Source organism: Streptomyces sp. L-9-10 (assembly GCF_004151105.1).
Taxonomy (GTDB): domain Bacteria; phylum Actinomycetota; class Actinomycetes; order Streptomycetales; family Streptomycetaceae; genus Streptomyces.
Genome location: NZ_PHRF01000095.1, coordinates 446,670 through 463,475, shown reverse-complemented (window position 1 = coordinate 463,475; position 16,806 = coordinate 446,670). Strand labels below are relative to the sequence as shown.

16 protein-coding genes and 1 pseudogene are annotated in these 16,806 nt (G+C 70.7%); 8 read left to right on the top strand and 9 right to left on the bottom strand.

Annotated elements, in window-relative coordinates:
- Nucleotides 1-2: 2 nt before the first annotated feature.
- Nucleotides 3-950 carry a deoxyribose-phosphate aldolase gene (gene deoC, locus CU044_RS23465; RefSeq protein ID WP_193564060.1) on the bottom strand — a complete coding sequence of 316 codons (948 nt, stop codon included), beginning with the start codon at nt 948-950 and terminating at the stop codon, nt 3-5.
- 208 nt (nt 951-1,158) lie between these two features.
- Here deoC and CU044_RS23460 point away from each other — a divergent pair, with 208 nt between their 5' ends.
- Nucleotides 1,159-1,788 (top strand): PH domain-containing protein, encoded by a 630-nt coding sequence (locus CU044_RS23460; protein WP_129770685.1) that lies wholly within the window; start codon nt 1,159-1,161, stop codon nt 1,786-1,788.
- A gap of 71 nt (nt 1,789-1,859) precedes the next feature.
- A pseudogene (locus CU044_RS39705) lies at nt 1,860-1,988 on the top strand (DUF4442 domain-containing protein); the annotation flags it as partial.
- On the opposite strand, the gene CU044_RS23455 reads toward CU044_RS39705, so the two are convergent.
- Both CU044_RS23455 and CU044_RS23450 read right to left on the bottom strand, forming a co-directional pair.
- Nucleotides 1,969-2,454: an NUDIX domain-containing protein gene (locus CU044_RS23455; RefSeq protein WP_129770684.1), complete on the bottom strand. Its 486-nt coding sequence runs from the start codon at nt 2,452-2,454 to the stop codon at nt 1,969-1,971. The pseudogene CU044_RS39705 and the gene CU044_RS23455 overlap by 20 nt on opposite strands.
- Before the next feature lie 4 nt (nt 2,455-2,458).
- Nucleotides 2,459-2,881, bottom strand: a complete 423-nt coding sequence (locus CU044_RS23450; protein ID WP_129770683.1) for an ATP-binding protein — start codon at nt 2,879-2,881, stop codon at nt 2,459-2,461.
- Nucleotides 2,882-3,078: 197 nt separating this feature from the next.
- On the opposite strand from CU044_RS23450, the gene CU044_RS23445 reads away from it, so the two are divergent.
- The 4 genes from CU044_RS23445 (at nt 3,079) to CU044_RS23430 (ending at nt 5,541) form a co-directional block, all read left to right on the top strand.
- The gene (locus tag CU044_RS23445; protein ID WP_129770682.1) at nt 3,079-3,954 is read left to right on the top strand and encodes a helix-turn-helix transcriptional regulator; all 876 of its coding nucleotides are present in this window, start codon (nt 3,079-3,081) and stop codon (nt 3,952-3,954) included.
- Nucleotides 3,951-4,202 (top strand): DUF397 domain-containing protein, encoded by a 252-nt coding sequence (locus CU044_RS23440; RefSeq protein WP_129770681.1) that lies wholly within the window; start codon nt 3,951-3,953, stop codon nt 4,200-4,202. The genes CU044_RS23445 and CU044_RS23440 overlap by 4 nt, the downstream gene beginning before the upstream one ends.
- A gap of 142 nt (nt 4,203-4,344) precedes the next feature.
- Nucleotides 4,345-5,031, top strand: a complete 687-nt coding sequence (locus CU044_RS23435; RefSeq protein WP_129770680.1) for a pentapeptide repeat-containing protein — start codon at nt 4,345-4,347, stop codon at nt 5,029-5,031.
- Between the two features lie 102 nt (nt 5,032-5,133).
- The gene (locus CU044_RS23430) at nt 5,134-5,541 is read left to right on the top strand and encodes a hypothetical protein (RefSeq protein ID WP_129770679.1); all 408 of its coding nucleotides are present in this window, start codon (nt 5,134-5,136) and stop codon (nt 5,539-5,541) included.
- Here CU044_RS23430 and CU044_RS23425 read toward each other — a convergent pair.
- From CU044_RS23425 to CU044_RS23410, 4 genes are all read right to left on the bottom strand, one after another.
- Nucleotides 5,531-7,594, bottom strand: coding sequence for a serine/threonine-protein kinase (locus CU044_RS23425; protein WP_165371957.1), 2,064 nt, complete (start codon nt 7,592-7,594; stop codon nt 5,531-5,533). The two genes, CU044_RS23430 and CU044_RS23425, sit on opposite strands and share 11 nt — an antisense overlap.
- 224 nt (nt 7,595-7,818) lie before the next feature.
- Nucleotides 7,819-9,480, bottom strand: a complete 1,662-nt coding sequence (locus CU044_RS23420) for a phospho-sugar mutase (protein ID WP_129770677.1) — start codon at nt 9,478-9,480, stop codon at nt 7,819-7,821.
- Between the two features lie 120 nt (nt 9,481-9,600).
- The gene (locus CU044_RS23415; protein ID WP_129770676.1) at nt 9,601-10,428 is read right to left on the bottom strand and encodes a purine-nucleoside phosphorylase; all 828 of its coding nucleotides are present in this window, start codon (nt 10,426-10,428) and stop codon (nt 9,601-9,603) included.
- 178 nt (nt 10,429-10,606) lie between these two features.
- A complete protein-coding gene (locus tag CU044_RS23410; RefSeq protein WP_030355792.1) occupies nt 10,607-11,044 on the bottom strand; it encodes a gamma-glutamylcyclotransferase in 438 nt (145 codons plus the stop codon).
- Between the two features lie 280 nt (nt 11,045-11,324).
- On the opposite strand from CU044_RS23410, the gene CU044_RS23405 reads away from it, so the two are divergent.
- Nucleotides 11,325-12,764 carry an NAD(P)H-quinone dehydrogenase gene (locus CU044_RS23405; RefSeq protein ID WP_129770675.1) on the top strand — a complete coding sequence of 480 codons (1,440 nt, stop codon included), beginning with the start codon at nt 11,325-11,327 and terminating at the stop codon, nt 12,762-12,764.
- 214 nt (nt 12,765-12,978) lie between these two features.
- Complete coding sequence (locus CU044_RS23400) at nt 12,979-14,052, top strand: DeoR/GlpR family DNA-binding transcription regulator (protein WP_129770674.1); 1,074 nt, start codon at nt 12,979-12,981, stop codon at nt 14,050-14,052.
- Nucleotides 14,053-14,451: 399 nt separating this feature from the next.
- Here CU044_RS23400 and CU044_RS23395 read toward each other — a convergent pair whose 3' ends face one another.
- On the bottom strand, nt 14,452-15,927 hold the full coding sequence (locus CU044_RS23395; RefSeq protein ID WP_129770673.1) for a catalase: 1,476 nt from the start codon (nt 15,925-15,927) through the stop codon (nt 14,452-14,454).
- Nucleotides 15,928-16,158: 231 nt separating this feature from the next.
- Nucleotides 16,159-16,737, bottom strand: a complete 579-nt coding sequence (locus tag CU044_RS23390; protein WP_129770672.1) for a TetR/AcrR family transcriptional regulator — start codon at nt 16,735-16,737, stop codon at nt 16,159-16,161.
- Between the last annotated feature and the right edge of the window lie 69 nt (nt 16,738-16,806).

The window sequence follows — 16,806 nt, the reverse complement described above, 5'->3', positions numbered from 1 at the left end:
GATCAGTCCACCGTCACGTAGTCGGGGCCGGAGTAGCGGCCGGTGCTGAGCTTCTGACGCTGCATCAGCAGATCGTTCAGCAGGCTGGAGGCGCCGAACCGGAACCAGTGGTTGTCCAGCCAGTCCTCGCCCACGGTCTCATTCACCAGCACCAGGAACTTGACCGCGTCCTTGCTGGTACGGATACCGCCCGCCGGCTTCACGCCGATCTGCACCCCCGTCTGCGCGCGGAAGTCGCGTACGGCCTCCAGCATCAGCAGGGTGTTGGCAGGGGTGGCGTTGACCCCGACCTTGCCCGTCGACGTCTTGATGAAGTCCGCGCCCGCGATCATGCCGAGCCAGGAGGCGCGGCGGATGTTGTCGTACGTGGACAGCTCACCGGTCTCGAAGATCACCTTGAGCCGGGCGGCCCCCGCGGCCTCCTTCACGGCGCGGATCTCCTCGTACACCTTGAGGTAGTGACCCGCGAGGAACGCGCCGCGATCGATGACCATGTCGATCTCGTCGGCGCCCGCGGCCACGGCGTCGCGGGTGTCCGCGAGCTTGACGGCCAGCGAGGCGCGGCCGGCCGGGAAGGCGGTGGCGACGGAGGCGACCTTGACGTCCGAGCCGGCCAGCGCGGCGACCGCCGTCTCCGCCATGTCCGGATAGACGCAGACCGCGGCGGTGGCGGGCGTCGTACGGTCGGTCGGATCGGGCCGGAGGGCCTTGGCGGCGAGCGCCCGGACCTTGCCCGGGGTGTCCGCGCCCTCGAGCGTCGTCAGGTCGATCATGGAGATGGCCAGATCGATGGCGTACGCCTTGGCGGTGGTCTTGATCGAGCGCGTACCGAGCGATGCGGCGCGTGCCTCCAGGCCGACGGCGTCGACGCCGGGGAGCCCGTGGAGGAAGCGGCGCAGTGTGCTGTCGGACGCGGTCACGTCAGCGAATGCGGGGGTAATGGTGGGCATGGTCACCAGATGAGCATATCTACGCGCGTAGCAGCCTGTACAGGGGGTGAGGGCCGCGAGGGGGAGCCGTTCCCGAGATGTGACCGTCGCGGGTGGTGCGCGCCGTTGGCCGCCGGTTGCCGCTGCTTCTCGCTGCTTCCCGCCGGTTGCCGTCGGTTCCCACCGGGGGCGTGGAGGCACGTTCCGGGCATGCGGCAGAATCGGACGTATGACGAGCCCCGAGCAGCCCACCGAGCCGACCCACGCCGACCGCGTCTTCCGGTCGTCCGGCGGGATGGTCGGCGGCGGCCTGCTGCTCGCGCTCACCCTCTGGATCGGCGGCGACGCGCTCTTCCGCGGGACGGGCGGCACGCCCTGGCTGGCCCTCGCCGCGATGCTGTTCCTCGTACCGCTCGTGATCGCGTTCAGCCTGCGCCCGGCGGTCTACGCGAACGCCGACCGGCTGCGGATCAGGAACCCGTTCCGGACGATCACGCTGCCGTGGGGGGCGGTCTCGACCGTACGGGCCCAGTTCTCCTGCGAGGCCCTGACGGAGGACGGCAGGAAGTTCCAGCTGTGGGCCGTCCCGGTCTCGCTGCGCCAGCGCAAGCGCGCGAACAGGGCGCAGCTGCGGGGTGCCTCCGGCAGGGCGTCCGGCGGTGCGGGCTCGGGTGCGGGTGCGGCCGAGGTCCGGATGGCTCAGGCGGACCGTACGGTCGCGGATCTGCGCGAACTGTCGGACGGCGCGGAGTCGCGGCCGTCGGCGCAGGGGGAGCCGACGGTGCGGTGGGCGTACGAGGTGCTGGCGCCGGCGGCGGCGGGGCTGATCGTACTGATTGTGCTGCTGCTGATCGGCTGACGCGGGGCGCCGTCCGGCGGGGGCGTGGCGCGGTGCGCCTGCGGCGGGCGTGGTGCGCCTGCGGCGCGGGGCCCGGACGCACCCTGACCGTGTGCCGACTGGACGTGTTCGGCGTACGAGAAGGCCGGTCCAAGCTCATCGCGGCCGGCCGGCAGACACTGATCCGCGTGGACGGCGCGGTCAGGGGCGGCGGCCGGTGACGCGCTCGCCCCAGATGAGGTAGGCCGTCCGGCCGGTGAGCCAGGCTTCGTGGGCGGAATGGATACGGTCGCGCTCCGGACCGAGGCAGAGGGCGTCCGTCTCCTTGAGCGTTGCCCACCGGTACGCGGTGGCCGTGTGGGGTTCCGGGCCGTACGGGACGACGTCCGCGCCCTTGAAGACGACATCGAGCCCCTCGGCCTCGGTGACGCCTCTGGGTACGTGGTCCACGACGAGGATTTCCTCGGGTGCGGCGGGAGAGAGGCCGGTCTTCTCCGCGATCTCGCGCACGTACGCCTCGTGCATGAACTCGTCGGTCTGGGCGTCGCCGCCCGGCAGTTGCCAGGATCCGGCGGTGGCGGTGGGCATGAGGAGGACGTTCAGTTCGTCGTCGATGCGCCGGGTGAAGAAACCGGCGACGCCGGTCCGGCGGCGGGGCGGTTCGGACCGGCCGAGTTCGACGTACATGTCCTCACCTCTCGTTGATCATCGCGGGGTACGGGGCCGTCGCTCTCACCGTGAAGATGAGCCCCTTCCCGGTCATCGTTCTGACGACGGACCACCCGGGCGCGAGGAGATCCAGTAACTCCAGCCCCCTGCCGTGCTGGTCCCATGCGTCGTGCGCGCGGCGGGAGGGGCGGTGTCGTGCGCTCCGGTCGTGCAACTCGATCTGGACCGCGCCGTCGTACGGCGCATGGCAGATCAGATCGAACCCGCCACCGCCGGCGTGCAGCACGGCGTTGGTGGCGGTCTCGCTGACCAGCAGCTTGACGGTGTCGTGGTCCACCCAGGGATACGGCGCGTAGGCGCGGGCGGCTATGGCGCGGGCCTCGGGCACGGCAACGGCCGTACAGGGATAGCGCCCTACTGCCAGGACGTAACCACGCTGATCCATAACCCCCGCCTTTCAGGCGCGCGGATGTAGGGCGAGCCCGCTGCGGTTACGTGCGTCCGCAGCGTGCGCGCCCAGTTTGAGTCACGTGACTTGCCCTGCGCAACCCAGCGTGTGGATCTCAGCTCGGAGAGTCATAAGGTGGTCAACTGACCGATACTCTGACGGCGTCGGGAGAGCACGCCACTGGAAGGGGACTCGTGGCTGTAAGCGTCAATGCGAACGCGATCTTCGCCATGCGCCGCGTGGGCGAGGAACTACAGCGTCTCCGCGTCGAAGCTGGTCTCCAGCAGGAAGCGGTGGGGCAGGCGCTCGGCGTCTCGCGGTACACCGTGGGCAAGATCGAGCGCGGCAGAGCGTTCCCCACGGACGAACAACTCCCCAAGCTGCTCAAGCTCTTGAAGGTGACGCCGGAGGAACGAGCCGGGATCGTCGCGACGATCGAGCAGGGCAGGTCGTACGGTCGCACGTGGTACGAACGGCCCGAGATCCAGGCCCTGTTCAGCGGCGACTCGTACCGATACCTCTCGCTCGAAGACGCCGCGGAACGCATCTCGCTCCACTCGGGAACGTACGTTCCGGGGCTCCTCCAGACTCGTGAATACGTCGAGGCGATCGTCGCCTTCGGCCAGAAACACGAGAGCACGGAGCGCCGTGAGACTTTCGTCGAGGCGAGGCTGAGGCGACAGGAAGTCCTCACCCGCAGAAACCCTCTGATCGTGGACGCGCTGTGCTTGGAGTCCGCGCTGCGGGCTGTTGTCGGCGGACCGGAGGTCATGCGTGCGCAGCTCCGGCATCTGGTGGCGTGTGCCCAGCAGCAGAATGTCACTCTGCGAGTGATCCCATTCTCCGCGGGTGCCCCGAGCATCGCAGCGGCTCTGTTCACCATCATCGACTTTCCTGGCGCCGACAACCGCAGTGTCCTATCGCAGGAACGGGTCACCGGCGAGACTCTCCAAGACGATCCTGCTGAGGTGCGGGGCGCCCGCCGGAGGTTCGCCGACTCGGCTGCCCACGCGTTGGACCAGGAAGCAACCATTCGATGCATCGAAGAGATCGAGAAGGAACTGCCATGAGTGATCCGAAGGATGACCTCTACACGGCGCCGCTCAACGGCGAGTGGAAGAAGTCTTCGTTCAGTGCTGGCAACGGCGACAGCTGCGTTCAGATCATGCCGATCGACGGCGGCGTCGCCTTCGGCGACACCAAGCGCCGCGACCTGGACGGTGCGTTGCGGTTCACCGACAAGGAGATGCTGGCCCACATCCTGGCCGTCAAGGCGGGGCAGTACGACCACCTCATCCCCGACGGCACCGAACTCTGAGCGGCACGGCACGCCGGCGGCCGAGGCGGGAACGCGCGTCCATCGCAGCCACGTTGGGTACGGACGGTCCGGGGTAATCCGTGACTTGGCGGCGGAGGCGCATCAGCACCGGTGACCGACCCACCGCCCTGAAAGGCTGTTGATGGACACCCGCACAATCCGCCGCACGAGCGTCACACTGCCTGCCCTGAACGAGCCGGGCCTCTACCTCTCCCACGTCACCTCGTTGGAGGGCGGCCGTGGCCGGGTGGCGGAGTTCCACTACGCCGACGCCGATCTGCGGGACCTCGACCTGGCCGACACCCACCTGATGGACGGGAGGATCACCGGTCTCAAGGCCCGGCGCACCCGACTGGAGAAGCTCCGCGTCGACTCCGTGGAGTTCACCGGCTGTGACCTGTCCTCCCTGCGGTGGACCGACAGCAGGATCTGCCGAGCCGCCTTCCGCGGCTGCAAGCTCATGGGCGCCGCGCTCGAAGACGTCACGCTGGACAACGTGCTGTTCGAGAACTGCACGTTGGACTACAGCACCCTCACTCGCGTCCGGGCCGTCGGGCCCGTGATCTTCGCCAGGTGTTCGCTGCGGGAGGCCATTTTCAGCGCCGTCGATCTGGGCGCCGCCCTGATCGACGACAGCGATCTGCGGCTGACCGAGTTCGACGGCGGGAAGTACCGCGGCCTCGACCTTCGGGGCAGCGACCTGTCCCAGCTCCGTGGCGTCACCTCGCTCAAGCAGATCGTCATCGACCGGGCCCAGACACTCCAGCTGGCCGAGGCTCTCGCCGTCGAGCTGGATGTCACCTTCGGCGAAGACCTCGACGACACGTAGCCCCGCATCTGCCCTCGGGAGGCACAGCCATGGGCCCGCGACTCGTATTCGACACGTTCGACGACATACACGGCCGGTGCGACATCACACCGGTCCGGCCGCTTGGCAGCGAGCCCGGCTACGACGACGACGCCATCGTCCCCGGCGACGGACTGGACGCCCCTGACTGCCGACGAGGCCGAACAGCACCGAGCCGACGACTCGACGCCGGACAGCGTCCGGATCGAGCTCGTACGCCACCCGCTACCGGACCTCGATCCGGACGATGTGGCCGGCCGCCTCGAAACCGCCGCCCGCCTGGATCCGCTCAAGGGCCGCCGGCCCCCTGCCCTCCTGGGCTGTACGGCCAGCCCCGCCAACTGGGCCACCACCACGGAGGACACCGCCACCGGCCGGCGCATCGGCCTGCGTGGCGGCCGGCCACCGAGCGCCAGCAGCGTGATCGCTCCGGCGCCCGCGCGCCCCGTGGTCGACGAGGGGAGCCCGGGGTGGCGGGGGCCTACGCCGTGATCGCGTAGAGCGTGCCCGAGGCGCCCGTCGCGTAGGCCGTGGGGCCGGAGACCAAGGGGCCCGTGCGGAGTTGTTCGCCGGCGGGGAAGTCCCACTTCTTCTTGCCGGTGGCCGCGTGGAGCGCGTGCAGGGTGGTGCCGGCCGCCACGCAGACCGTGCCGTTGCCGGCACTCGGGGCGGGGTGGATCTCGGTGCCGAAGGGGGTGTTCCACTTCGGGGCACCCGTCTTCGCGTCCCAGGCGTACAGGGTGGTCCTGCCGCAGACGTAGACCGTGTCGCCGGACACGACCGGGGGGCCCTGGAACGCGCCGCCGTCCTCGGCGGCGGTCAGCCACTTCTCCTGCCCGCCCGTGGACACCGCCGACACGGACGTGCCGTTCTCGCCGAAGACCGTGAAGTAGACGGAGTCACCGGCCACGGCCACGTCCGAGATCCGGACGGCCGAGGTCAGGTGCTTCCATGTCCGCTTCCCGGTGGCCGGGTCGTACGCGTACAGGGCGCCGCCGCTGCTGGTGTAGACCGTGCTGTCGGCTATGCGCGCGGATTCGGCGTATTCGAGGTCGGCCGAGGTCTCCAGCAGGATCTTCCCGGTCGACGCGGACACCGCGTACAGCACGGTGGAGGAGCCGCTGCCGCCCAGGAAGCAGACGGTGTCGTCGGACGCCGACGGGGCCGCGTCGGCGACGTCCAGTTCGGAGGAGGCCCACTTCCGCTCGCCGGTGGCCGCGTGCAGCGCGCGCAGGACGTCGCCGACCACGACGCAGACGGTGTCGTCGGTCACGGCCGGAGTGGGCACGAGCGTGCCGTCCGTGGCGCCGGTGGTGTGGGTCCACTGGTCGCCGCCCTGGTCGGCCGAGACCGCGTACAGGCTCTTCCGGCCGGGGAAGTAGACCATGCCGTTGGCCACGGCCAGCGCCCCGTCGGCGTCGTCGCGGCCGTCGCCTGCGGCGACCGTGGACTTCCAGCGCGGGGTGCCGGGCCGCTGGGGGACCGTCGGGGTCTCCTCGGGCGCGGAGGTGCCGGCATCCATGTCGTCGTCGGTGCCGGAGGACCGCCAGACGCCGTAACCGATCCCCGCCGCGGCGGTGGCCCCCACGAGGCCGAGCAGCGCCCGGCGGCGGGTCATACGGGACGAGGGGAGTGCCGTGGACGGCGGCGTGTCGATGAACTGGGCGGTGGAGGCCTTGAGTTGTAGGGTCCTGGCGACCGGTTCCGGGAGCCAGCCGTGGGCCGGCGGAGGCGCGGCGTACGCCCCGGCCCCGGACAGGTGGTGCATCAGCTCGGCCACGGTGGGGCGTTGGCCGGGGTCCTTGGCCAGGCAGTGCTCCACCAAGGGCCGCAGGCCGGGCGGAAGGTGCTCCAGGCCGGGCCTCTCGTGCACCGTTCGGTAGTGGAGCCCGTGCGCCGACCCCGTGCCGAACGGCCCGGCTCCCGTCGCCGCGTACGCGAGGACCGCACCGAGGGAGAACACATCGCTGGCCGGGCTGACGCGGTCGTCCGTCAGCTGCTCGGGGGACATGAAGCCGGGGGTGCCCACCATCACCCCGGTCTGGGTCAGGGCGCTGGCGTCGCTGACGACGGAGATGCCGAAGTCGATCACGCGCGGGCCGTCGTGGGCGAGCAGGATGTTCGAGGGCTTCAGGTCACGGTGGACCACCCCCGCCGCGTGAATCGCCCCCAGCGCCTCGGCCAGCCCCGAACCGAGCGTCAGGACACGCCCCGGCGGCCATGGGCCGTGCGCGGCGACGGCCTCGCTCAGCGCCATTCCCGGTACGTAGACCGTCGCCAGCCAGGGCGGAGTGGCGTCGGGATCGGCGTCGACCACACCCGCGGTGAAGGCGCCGTTCACACGCTGGATCGCGGTGACCTCCCGGACGAACCGGCGGCGGAACTGCGGGTCCTCGGCCAGGTCCGGGCGGACCACCTTGACGGCCGCCATGCGCCCGCCCCGCGAACGCCCCAGGAACACGCTGCCCATGCCGCCGGAGCCGAGCCGGCCCACGAGACGGTAGGGCCCCACCTGCTCGGGGTCCCCGGCACGCAACGCCTTCAACGCCTCCACCACGTACCCCCGCCGAACCTGGTGCCGGTCGCGGCACCGCGGCTGTCTGTCGGATCCCTGCGAAGTCAGCCACATTACTGGGAGTACGCGCCCGCGCGGGGCGGGGGGCTGGGATCCGCCGCCGGACAAGTGGCCTGTGGCGGGCCCGCGTACGACAGCCGGGTACGACAGCCGGATACGACGGCCGCGTACGACGGCCCGGTACGACGGAACGGTCAGATGCCGGCGACCGCCGCCAGGTCGCGCTTCATCGCCGCCAGCGTCGCCGTGGCCGTGTCCCGTGCCGCCGTCAGGGCCGTCGCGTCCGCGACCGGGATCACGACCTCCAGATAGCACTTCAGCTTGGGCTCGGTGCCGCTCGGCCTGACGATGACGCGGGCACGGTACGCGCCCTCCAGGTGGTAGCGGAGGCCGTCCGTCGGGGGCAGCGTGTCCGTACCGCGCGTGAGGTCCTCGGCGGAGGCGACGTTCAGGCCGGCCAGCTCCGTCGGCGGAGTCTCGCGCAGGCGGCGCATCGCGGCGGCGATCAGGGACAGGTCCCGGACGCGGACCGACAGCTGGTCCGTGGCGTGCAGGCCGTGGGTGACGGCCAGATCGTCCAGCAGGTCGCTGAGCGTACGGTCCTTGGCCTTGAGTTCGGAGGCCAGTTCCGCCACCAGCAGCGCGGCCGTGATGCCGTCCTTGTCGCGGACGCCGTCCGGGTCGACGCAGTAGCCGAGCGCCTCCTCGTACCCGTACCGCAGGCCCTCGACGCGGGCGATCCACTTGAAGCCGGTCAGCGTCTCCTCGTGACCCAGCTCCGCCGCCCCGGCGATCCGGCCGAGCAGCGAGGACGAGACGATCGACTCGGCGAAGGTGCCCGTCGCGCCCTTGTGGACGAGATGGGCCGCGAGGAGCGCGCCGACCTCGTCGCCGGTCAGCATCCGCCAGCCGCTGACGGCCGTGTCGTCGGGGACGGCGACGGCGCAGCGGTCCGCGTCCGGGTCGTTCGCGATGATCAGGTCGGGCCGTACGCGCCGGGCGGTGGCGAAGGCCAGGTCCATCGCGCCCGGCTCCTCCGGGTTCGGGAACGCGACGGTCGGGAAGGCCGGATCGGGCACGGCCTGCTCCGCCACGAGCGCGGGCTCGGGGAAGCCGGCGCGGGCGAAGGCCGCCAGGAGGGTTTCCGTACCGACGCCGTGCAGCGCCGTGTGGACGACGCGCGCGGTGCGGGGCGTGCCGGGGGTCAGGACCGCGTCCGTACGTGCCAGATACGCGGCCAGGACGTCGTCGCCGAGGATCTCCCAGCCGTCGTCGGGCCGGGCCACGCCGGCCAGCGGGCCGACCGCGGCGATCCGGGCCGCGATCTCGCCGTCGGCGGGCGGCACGATCTGCGAGCCGCCGCCGAGGTAGACCTTGTAGCCGTTGTCCTGGGGCGGGTTGTGGCTGGCGGTGACCTCCACCCCGGCGACGGCGCCGAGATGCCGTACGGCGAAGGCCAGTACGGGCGTCGGCAGCGGCCGGGGCAGTACGGCGGCGCGCAGCCCGGCGCCGGTCATCACGGCCGCGGTGTCCCGGGCGAAGTCGGCGGACTTGTAGCGGGCGTCGTATCCGATGACGACCAGCCCGTCACCATGGCCCTGGGCCCTGAGATACGCGGCGAGACCTGCCGCGGCGCGGATGACCACCGCGCGGTTCATCCGCATGGGCCCGGCGCCCAGTTCGCCGCGCAGCCCGGCGGTGCCGAACTGGAGCGTGCCGGCGAACCGTTCCGCCAGGGTGGCGGTGTCCCCGGCGTCGATGATCTTGCCGAGCTCCTCGCGGGTGTCGCTGTCGGGATCCTCGGCCTGCCAGGCCTCGGCCCGTGCGACGAGGTCCTGATACGTGGCGTCCTGCACGGTGGGGGGCACCTCCTGGTAGCTGTGACGCCGGGGCCGACGGCATGGCCCCGGCGGGATGTCATTCCCGGCTCGGACGTGACCTAGTGCCGCGACCGGGCAAACATTGCCGGAGAGGACCTAGACGCGCTGGAGCACCTGGGCGAGCAGGGCGCCCATCTGCGTCGCCGAGTCGCGGCCCGCCTGGAGGACCTCCTCGTGGTTGAGCGGCTCGCCCGAGATGCCCGCGGCCAGATTCGTGACCAGCGAGATGCCGAGCACCTCGGCGCCCGCCTCGCGGGCCGCGATGGCCTCCAGGACGGTCGACATGCCGACGAGGTCGCCGCCCAGGACACGGACCATGTTGATCTCGGCCGGCGTCTCGTAGTGCGGGCCGGGGAACTGCACGTACACCCCCTCTTCGAGGGCCGGGTCGATCTCCTTGCACAGCGCGCGCAGCCGCGGCGAGTACAGGTCCGTGAGGTCGACGAAGTTGGCGCCGACGATGGGGGAGACGGCCGTCAGGTTGATGTGGTCGCTGATCAGCACGGGCTGGCCGGGGCGCATGCCCTCGCGCAGTCCGCCGCAGCCGTTGGTCAGCACGATGGTCTTGCAGCCCGCGGCGACCGCGGTACGTACGCCGTGCGCGACGGCGGCGACCCCGCGGCCCTCGTAGTAGTGCGTGCGGCCCAGGAAGACCAGCGCGCGCTTCTCGGCGATCCGGTACGAGCGGATTCTGCCGCCGTGACCGGCCACGGCCGGCGGCGGAAAGCCGGGGAGATCGGTGACGGGGAACTCCGCCTCGGGCGTGCCGAGCGCGTCGACCGCCGGTGCCCAGCCGGAGCCCATCACCAGGGCGACGTCATGGGTCTCGGCGCCGGTCAGCTCGCGCAGGCGGGTGGCGGCGGCGTCGGCGGCGGCCAGGGGGTCGGATCCGTCGGCGTTGGCCGGGATAACAGATGCGTTCACGCGGATGAGGGTAGCCGGTCATGCCCTACGCGCGTAGATGGTCGTCGCACGGTCATGACATCGTTGTGTTGTCGTTTCCAACGAAAACAGCGGCCGTGCGCCGCTTCCCCGATTCCCGCCCGGTTCTTCCCCGGTTCCCCCGGAGGCCCCGCGCGGTTCGCCCGCCCGTCCGCCCCCGTCAGCAGGGGCGCTTGCGCAGCTCCATCACGTAGTCGTGGGGGGCGCCCGCCGACTCCGCCGCGTCGGCCAGCTCGCCCAGATAGCGCGCCGAGGGGAGACCGCCCTCATAGCCGTTCAGGACGTACATCCAGGTCGGCTCCTCGCCGTCCAGGGTGTGCACCCGTACCCGCATACGGCGGTAGATGTCGAGCCCCACGCCCTCCCAGCGGTCCATGGAGTCCTCGTCCATCGGGGCGATGTCGTACAGGGCGACGAAGACCTGGGAACGCGGCGCCTCCACGACCGTGGCCAGCGCGCCCTCCCAGCCCATCTGCTCGCCGCCGAAGGTGAGCCGCCAGCCGTTGAGCCAGCCGGTGCCGCGCAGCGGGGAGTGCGGGGCGCGGCGGGTCATCAGCCGCGCGTCGAGGTTGCCGGCGTACGCGGCGTAGAGCGACATGGGGTCGAGGGTACGGGAGGTACGGGCGTGGGCTGTTTTTTTGAGGGCTCGGTTCGCCTCCGGGCGCCACCGGGTTCCCCGAGGGGTGGCTCTCCCGTCCGGGGCGCGGTCTTTCCGGAGGCGAACCGAGCCCTCATGAAGAAGGCCGCCGGGCACCCCGGGGGGAAGGTACTTGAAGCGTGCGGGACAATGGAGTACGACTGCATCCCCCGGGGCTCCCCCCGGAACCCCGGCCGGGGTGGCAGACGGGCCGGGTTGACAACGCGAGGCGGACTTTTTCGTGACCCGGATCGTGATCATCGGTGGCGGCCCCGGCGGCTACGAGGCGGCTCTCGTAGGGGCCCAGCTCGGCGCCGAAGTGACCGTCGTCGACTGCGACGGACTCGGCGGCGCGTCGGTGCTGACCGACTGCGTACCGTCGAAGACCCTCATCGCGACGGCCGAGGTGATGACCACCTTCGACTCCTCGTACGAGGAACTGGGCATCATCGTCGCGGACGACACCCCTCCCCTCGAACAGAAGGCCCGCGTCGTCGGGGTCGATCTCGGCAAGGTCAACCGGCGTGTGAAGCGGCTCGCGCTGGCCCAGTCGCACGACATCACGGCCTCCGTCACCCGGGCCGGCGCGCGGGTCATGCGCGGGCGCGGGCGTCTCGACGGACGGCAGGCCGTGGATGGCTCGCGCCAGGTGATCGTGACCGCGGCGGACGGCACGGAGGAGTCGCTCACCGCCGACGCCGTGCTGATCGCGACCGGCGCGCACCCCCGCGAGATCCCGGACGCGAAGCCCGACGGCGAGCGCATCCTCAACTGGACGCAGGTCTACGACCTCGACGAGCTGCCCGAGGAACTGATCGTGGTCGGCTCCGGTGTCACCGGCGCCGAGTTCGCCGGTGCCTACCAGGCGCTCGGCTCGCGCGTCACGCTCGTCTCGTCCCGTGACCGCGTACTGCCCGGCGAGGACCCGGACGCCGCCGGCGTGCTGGAGGACGTCTTCCGGCGCCGCGGCATGAACGTGATGTCCCGCTCCCGCGCCGAGGCCGCCAAGCGCGTGGGCGACCGGGTCGAGGTGGCCCTCTCCGACGGCCGGGTCATCTCCGGTACGCACTGCCTGATGGCCGTCGGCGCCATCCCGAACACGGCGGGCATGGGACTGGAGGAGGCCGGCGTCCTGGTCAAGGAGTCCGGCCACATCAAGACCGACCGGGTCTCCCGCACCTCCGCGCCGGGCGTCTACGCCGCCGGTGACGTCACCGGGATCTTCGCCCTCGCCTCGGTCGCGGCCATGCAGGGCCGGATCGCGATGTACCACTTCCTGGGCGACGCGGTCGCCCCGCTCAACCTCAAGACCGTCTCGTCGAACGTCTTCACCGACCCGGAGATCGCTACCGTCGGTTACAGCCAGGCGGACGTCGACGCCGGCAAGATCGACGCGCGCGGCGTCAAATTGCCGCTGCTGCGCAACCCGCGCGCCAAGATGCAGGGCATCCGGGACGGCTTCGTCAAGATCTTCGCCCGCCCCGGCACCGGGATCGTCGTCGGCGGGGTCGTCGTCTCGCCGCGCGCCAGCGAACTGATCCATCCCATCGCGCTCGCCGTCGACAACAACCTGACCGTGGAGCAGATCGCCAACGCCTTCACCGTCTACCCGTCCCTGTCGGGCTCGATCGCCGAGGTGGCACGGCAGTTGCACACCCGGAAGACCGGCGAGGAGGGCTGACGGACGGGCGCTCCGCGGGGTGCGCCGCGGGGCGCGGAGGCGCCGCGGTTCGCCTGCGTGAAGGCGCCGTTCGTGAGCGCGTCGCCGTGGTCCGCACGGGCTTTGCCGCTGCTGACGCGGCCTTATACCACCGTGCGTACCCGTCTGTGTACAACTTCTGTTATTCGGCGCAAACTGCTGAAAGTAGACGGCGGTTGGGGTTACTGTCAGTTTCGTGTTCGCTGCAGAACGTCGCCAATTGATCCTCGAAATGGTGCGCGCCAACGGGGCCGTGTCGCTCCGTGAGCTCGCCCGCGTCGTCCAGACCTCCGAAGTGACCGTACGGCGGGACGTGCGGGCGCTGGAGGCCGAAGGACTCCTCGACCGCCGGCACGGCGGTGCGGTATTGCCGGGCGGATTCACGCGAGAATCCGGCTTTCCGCAAAAGTCCCATCTCGCAACGGCGGAGAAGACGGCCATCGCCGATCTCGCCGCGAGTCTCGTCGAAGAGGGCGAGGCCGTGGTCGTCGGCGCCGGTACGACCACGCAGGAGCTGGCCCGTCGGCTCGCGCGGATCCCCGGCCTGACCGTCGTCACCAACTCGCTGCTCGTCGCGCAGGCGCTCGCGCATGCCAACCGGGTCGAAGTCGTCATGACCGGCGGCACGTTACGCGGCTCGAACTACGCGCTGGTCGGCAGCGGGGCGGAGCAGTCCCTCCAGGGGCTCCGGGTCACCCGCGCGTTCCTGTCCGGGAGCGGGCTGACCGCCGAGCGCGGGCTGTCCACGTCCAACATGCTCTCGGCGAGCGTCGACCGGGCGCTGGTGCAGGCCGCGGCGGAGGTCGTGGTGCTCGCCGACCATACGAAGCTGGGCACCGACACGATGTTCCAGACGGTGCCGACGGATCTCATCAGCAGGCTGGTGACCGACGAGCCGCCGGCGCATGATGACCGCGCGGCGACGGAGCTTCAGGCGCTGGCGGACCAAGGGGTGCAGATCGCGGTGGCCGGCGGGGTGGCCGGCGGAGCCGGCGGTTCCGCGGGCGGGGCGTCCGGGGGTGCGGCCGGTACGGGGTCCGGGGCCGTCGCGGGGTCCGGCGGCTCGGGCGGTGAGGTGCATCCGGCGGGGCGGCAGTCGCGTCGTGACGTACCGCTTCCGGGGCAGCGCCGCACGCATGCGGCGGGGCCGGGTCCGGGACAGGGGCCGGGGAACGGGGGGCCGGGCCCGCAGTTGCGGAGCGCGGCGGCGTCGCTGGCGGCGCAGGAGCCGGGGGAGAGGGCGCGGGTGGCGGACTTGCGGCGGCGGTAACTCTCCGGCGCGGTTCGCCTCCGGCGGGGGCGTGGGTAGGGGCGCGTTTCGGCGGGTGCCGGTGGTGCGGTGCGCCTGCGGCGCGGGGTGCGGGGTGCGTGGTGCGCCTGCGGCGCGGGGGCCGGTGGGTGGTGCCGGGTGCCGGGGCCTCCGGAGGTCCGTGTCCGGACTGCGCTGCGGTCGATGTGCGACTCCGTCGCGTGGTCACCGCGCTTCGCGCGAGTTGCGACGCTTTACGTCCGGACACGCACCTCCTCCGACCTCGACCCCCTCCCCCCCTGGCGGTCACCCAGCCCCACCCGGCCGGTACTGGCCCGGTGGTGGGATGCGGGACGGTGCAGCCTGCCCCCGCGTACCGGCTGGGTCGTCGGTGACGGGCTGCGAGGGCGTACGTGGTATCTATGGCCTGTTCGGCTTCGGCGTCCCCAGGCCGTTGGCAACGCGCGCGCCGAGGTCGGGATCAACCTTTGCCCAGTAGTCGTTGACCGCGCGCTCCTGGATGCGACGCTCCACGCCTTGGCTCAGGTGCCCGACGATGTTGTCGACCAGATGGTCCCGGTCGGTCTGCGTCATCACTTGGCGGTAGAGCGTGCCGGGCTGGATGAAGTCGTCGTCGTCCCTGTGCGCTTCGTACGCTGTGCGCATGATCTCCGCGGCCTCCACGAACCAGCTCGGATCGCGGTAGCGCTGCGGATCGGCCTTGGGGCCGCCGTAACTGTTGGGTGCGTAGACCGGCCGGCTCCCGCTATGGCGAAAGCGCATCGGGCCGTCCTTATTGTAGTTGTGCACCTCGTTGAGCGGCTGGTTGACGGGTAGCTGCGCGTAGTTCGGGCCGGTGCGGTAGCGGCTTGAGTCACCGTAGGCGAACATTCGCGCCAATACCATCCGGTCAGGGCTGGGTCCGATGCCCGGGACGAAATTCGCCACGTCGAATCCGGCCTGCACGATCTGGGCGAAGAAGTTCTCGGGGTTGCGGTCGAGTACCAGACGTCCGACGGTGATCGGCGGATAGTCCGCGTGCGGCCAGACCTTGGTCACGTCAAAGGGATTGAAGCGGTAGTCGGCCGCGTCCTCGTAGGGCATGATCTGCATTTCAAGGCGCCAGGACGGATGGTCTCCGCCGGCGATGGCCTCCCACAGGTCGCGCCGGTGGCAGTCGAGGTCCTCGGCGCGCATCGCCTTGGCTTCGGCGTCGGTGAAGTTCTGGATGCCCTGCTCGGTCTTGAAGTGGTACTTGACCCAGAACTTCTTGCCGCCCGCGTTCTCCCACATATAGGTGTCGCTGCTGAAGCCGTTCATATGCCGCCAGGTGCGCGGCGTGCCGCGGTCGCTCATGAGGACCGTCACCTGGTGGGCCGACTCGGGCGAGAGCGACCAGAAGTCCCACTGCATGTTGTTGCTGCGCAAGCCGGTGTCGGGCATCCGTTCCTGCGAATGGATGAAGTCGGGGAACTTCATGGGGTCACGTACGAAGAAGACCGGCGTGTTGTTGCCGACGAGGTCGTAGTTGCCCTCCTCGGTGTAGAACCTCAGAGCCCAGCCGCGCACGTCGCGGTCCGAGTCCGGGTAGCCTTCTTCGCCTGCCACCGAAGAAAAGCGGATCAGCACCGGCGTGCGCTTGCCGACCTGGCTGAGGAAGCCGGCCTTGGTCCACTCGGTGACATCCGCGGCCGCCTCGAAATAGCCGAAGGCGCCGCCGCCCTTGACGTGATATACGCGATCGGGGACACGCTCGCGTACGAAATGCGCCAGCTTTTCGATCAGGTAGGTGTCCTGCAGCAGGACGGGGCCGTTGGTTCCGGCCGAGAGTGAGAACTCGTCGCTGGCGACGGGACATCCAGCATCCGTAGTCGTGGCGGGTGGTTGATCGCTCATCTCTTTCTCCTGTGCTCGCGGGGAGTGCAGTCCACGAAAAATCACAGGAGTGCCGCCCAGGTCGAGATGATGGTAGGAAAATCACCCGCTCGCAACGCGACACCACACTGAGGCGGATTCCACGGGGGCGCATTCCCCCCGTGTCATCGAATGTGTAAACGAATTGATTCAGTGTCCCTCAGGCCGCCGGGAGGCGTCACCGGCACCGGCCGAAGAACCGGACAACGGCCCTCAGGGCCGTAGGCCCGTCAGCGTTAGTTTGAGCAGGCGTTCGCCCAGGCTCGGGTCCGACGATTGTTCCGCCGCCAGCGCGATCGCGTTCGTGAGTTGCAGCAGGTCATCGATCGAGACCTCCTGCCGTACGTGCCCGGCCCGCTGCGCCCGTTCCAGGAGGCGCCCGCCCGCCTCTCGCATCGGCACGCTGCACTGCGACAGCGCCGAACTCTTGTCGTGCGAGGCCGACATGAGCGCCTGCGAGAGCCCGCGGTACTCACCCGCATGAGTGATGAGCGTGCCCAGCCATTCGACCAGGGCGCCGCACGGCTGGTCCGACCCGGCGAGTTCGCGGGAGCGGTCGATGAGGGAGGCGAGCGCTTCCTGGAAGACCGCGTTCATCAGCGCGTGGCGGTTCGGGAAGTGCCGGTAGAGCGTGCCGATGCCGACGCCCGCGCGGCGCGCGATGTCCTCCAGGGAGGCGTCCGTGCCGTGTTCCGCGAAGCTGCGGCGGGCCTCCGTGAGCAGGCGCTCGTAGTTGCGGCGCGCGTCGGCGCGCATGGGACGGGGCAGTGCGTGTGCCGTACTGCTCGCCATTGGGGGTCCTCTCTGTCTCCGCCCGTGGCGTCAAGGATGCCACCGCATACGCCGAGGCCCCGCCCGATC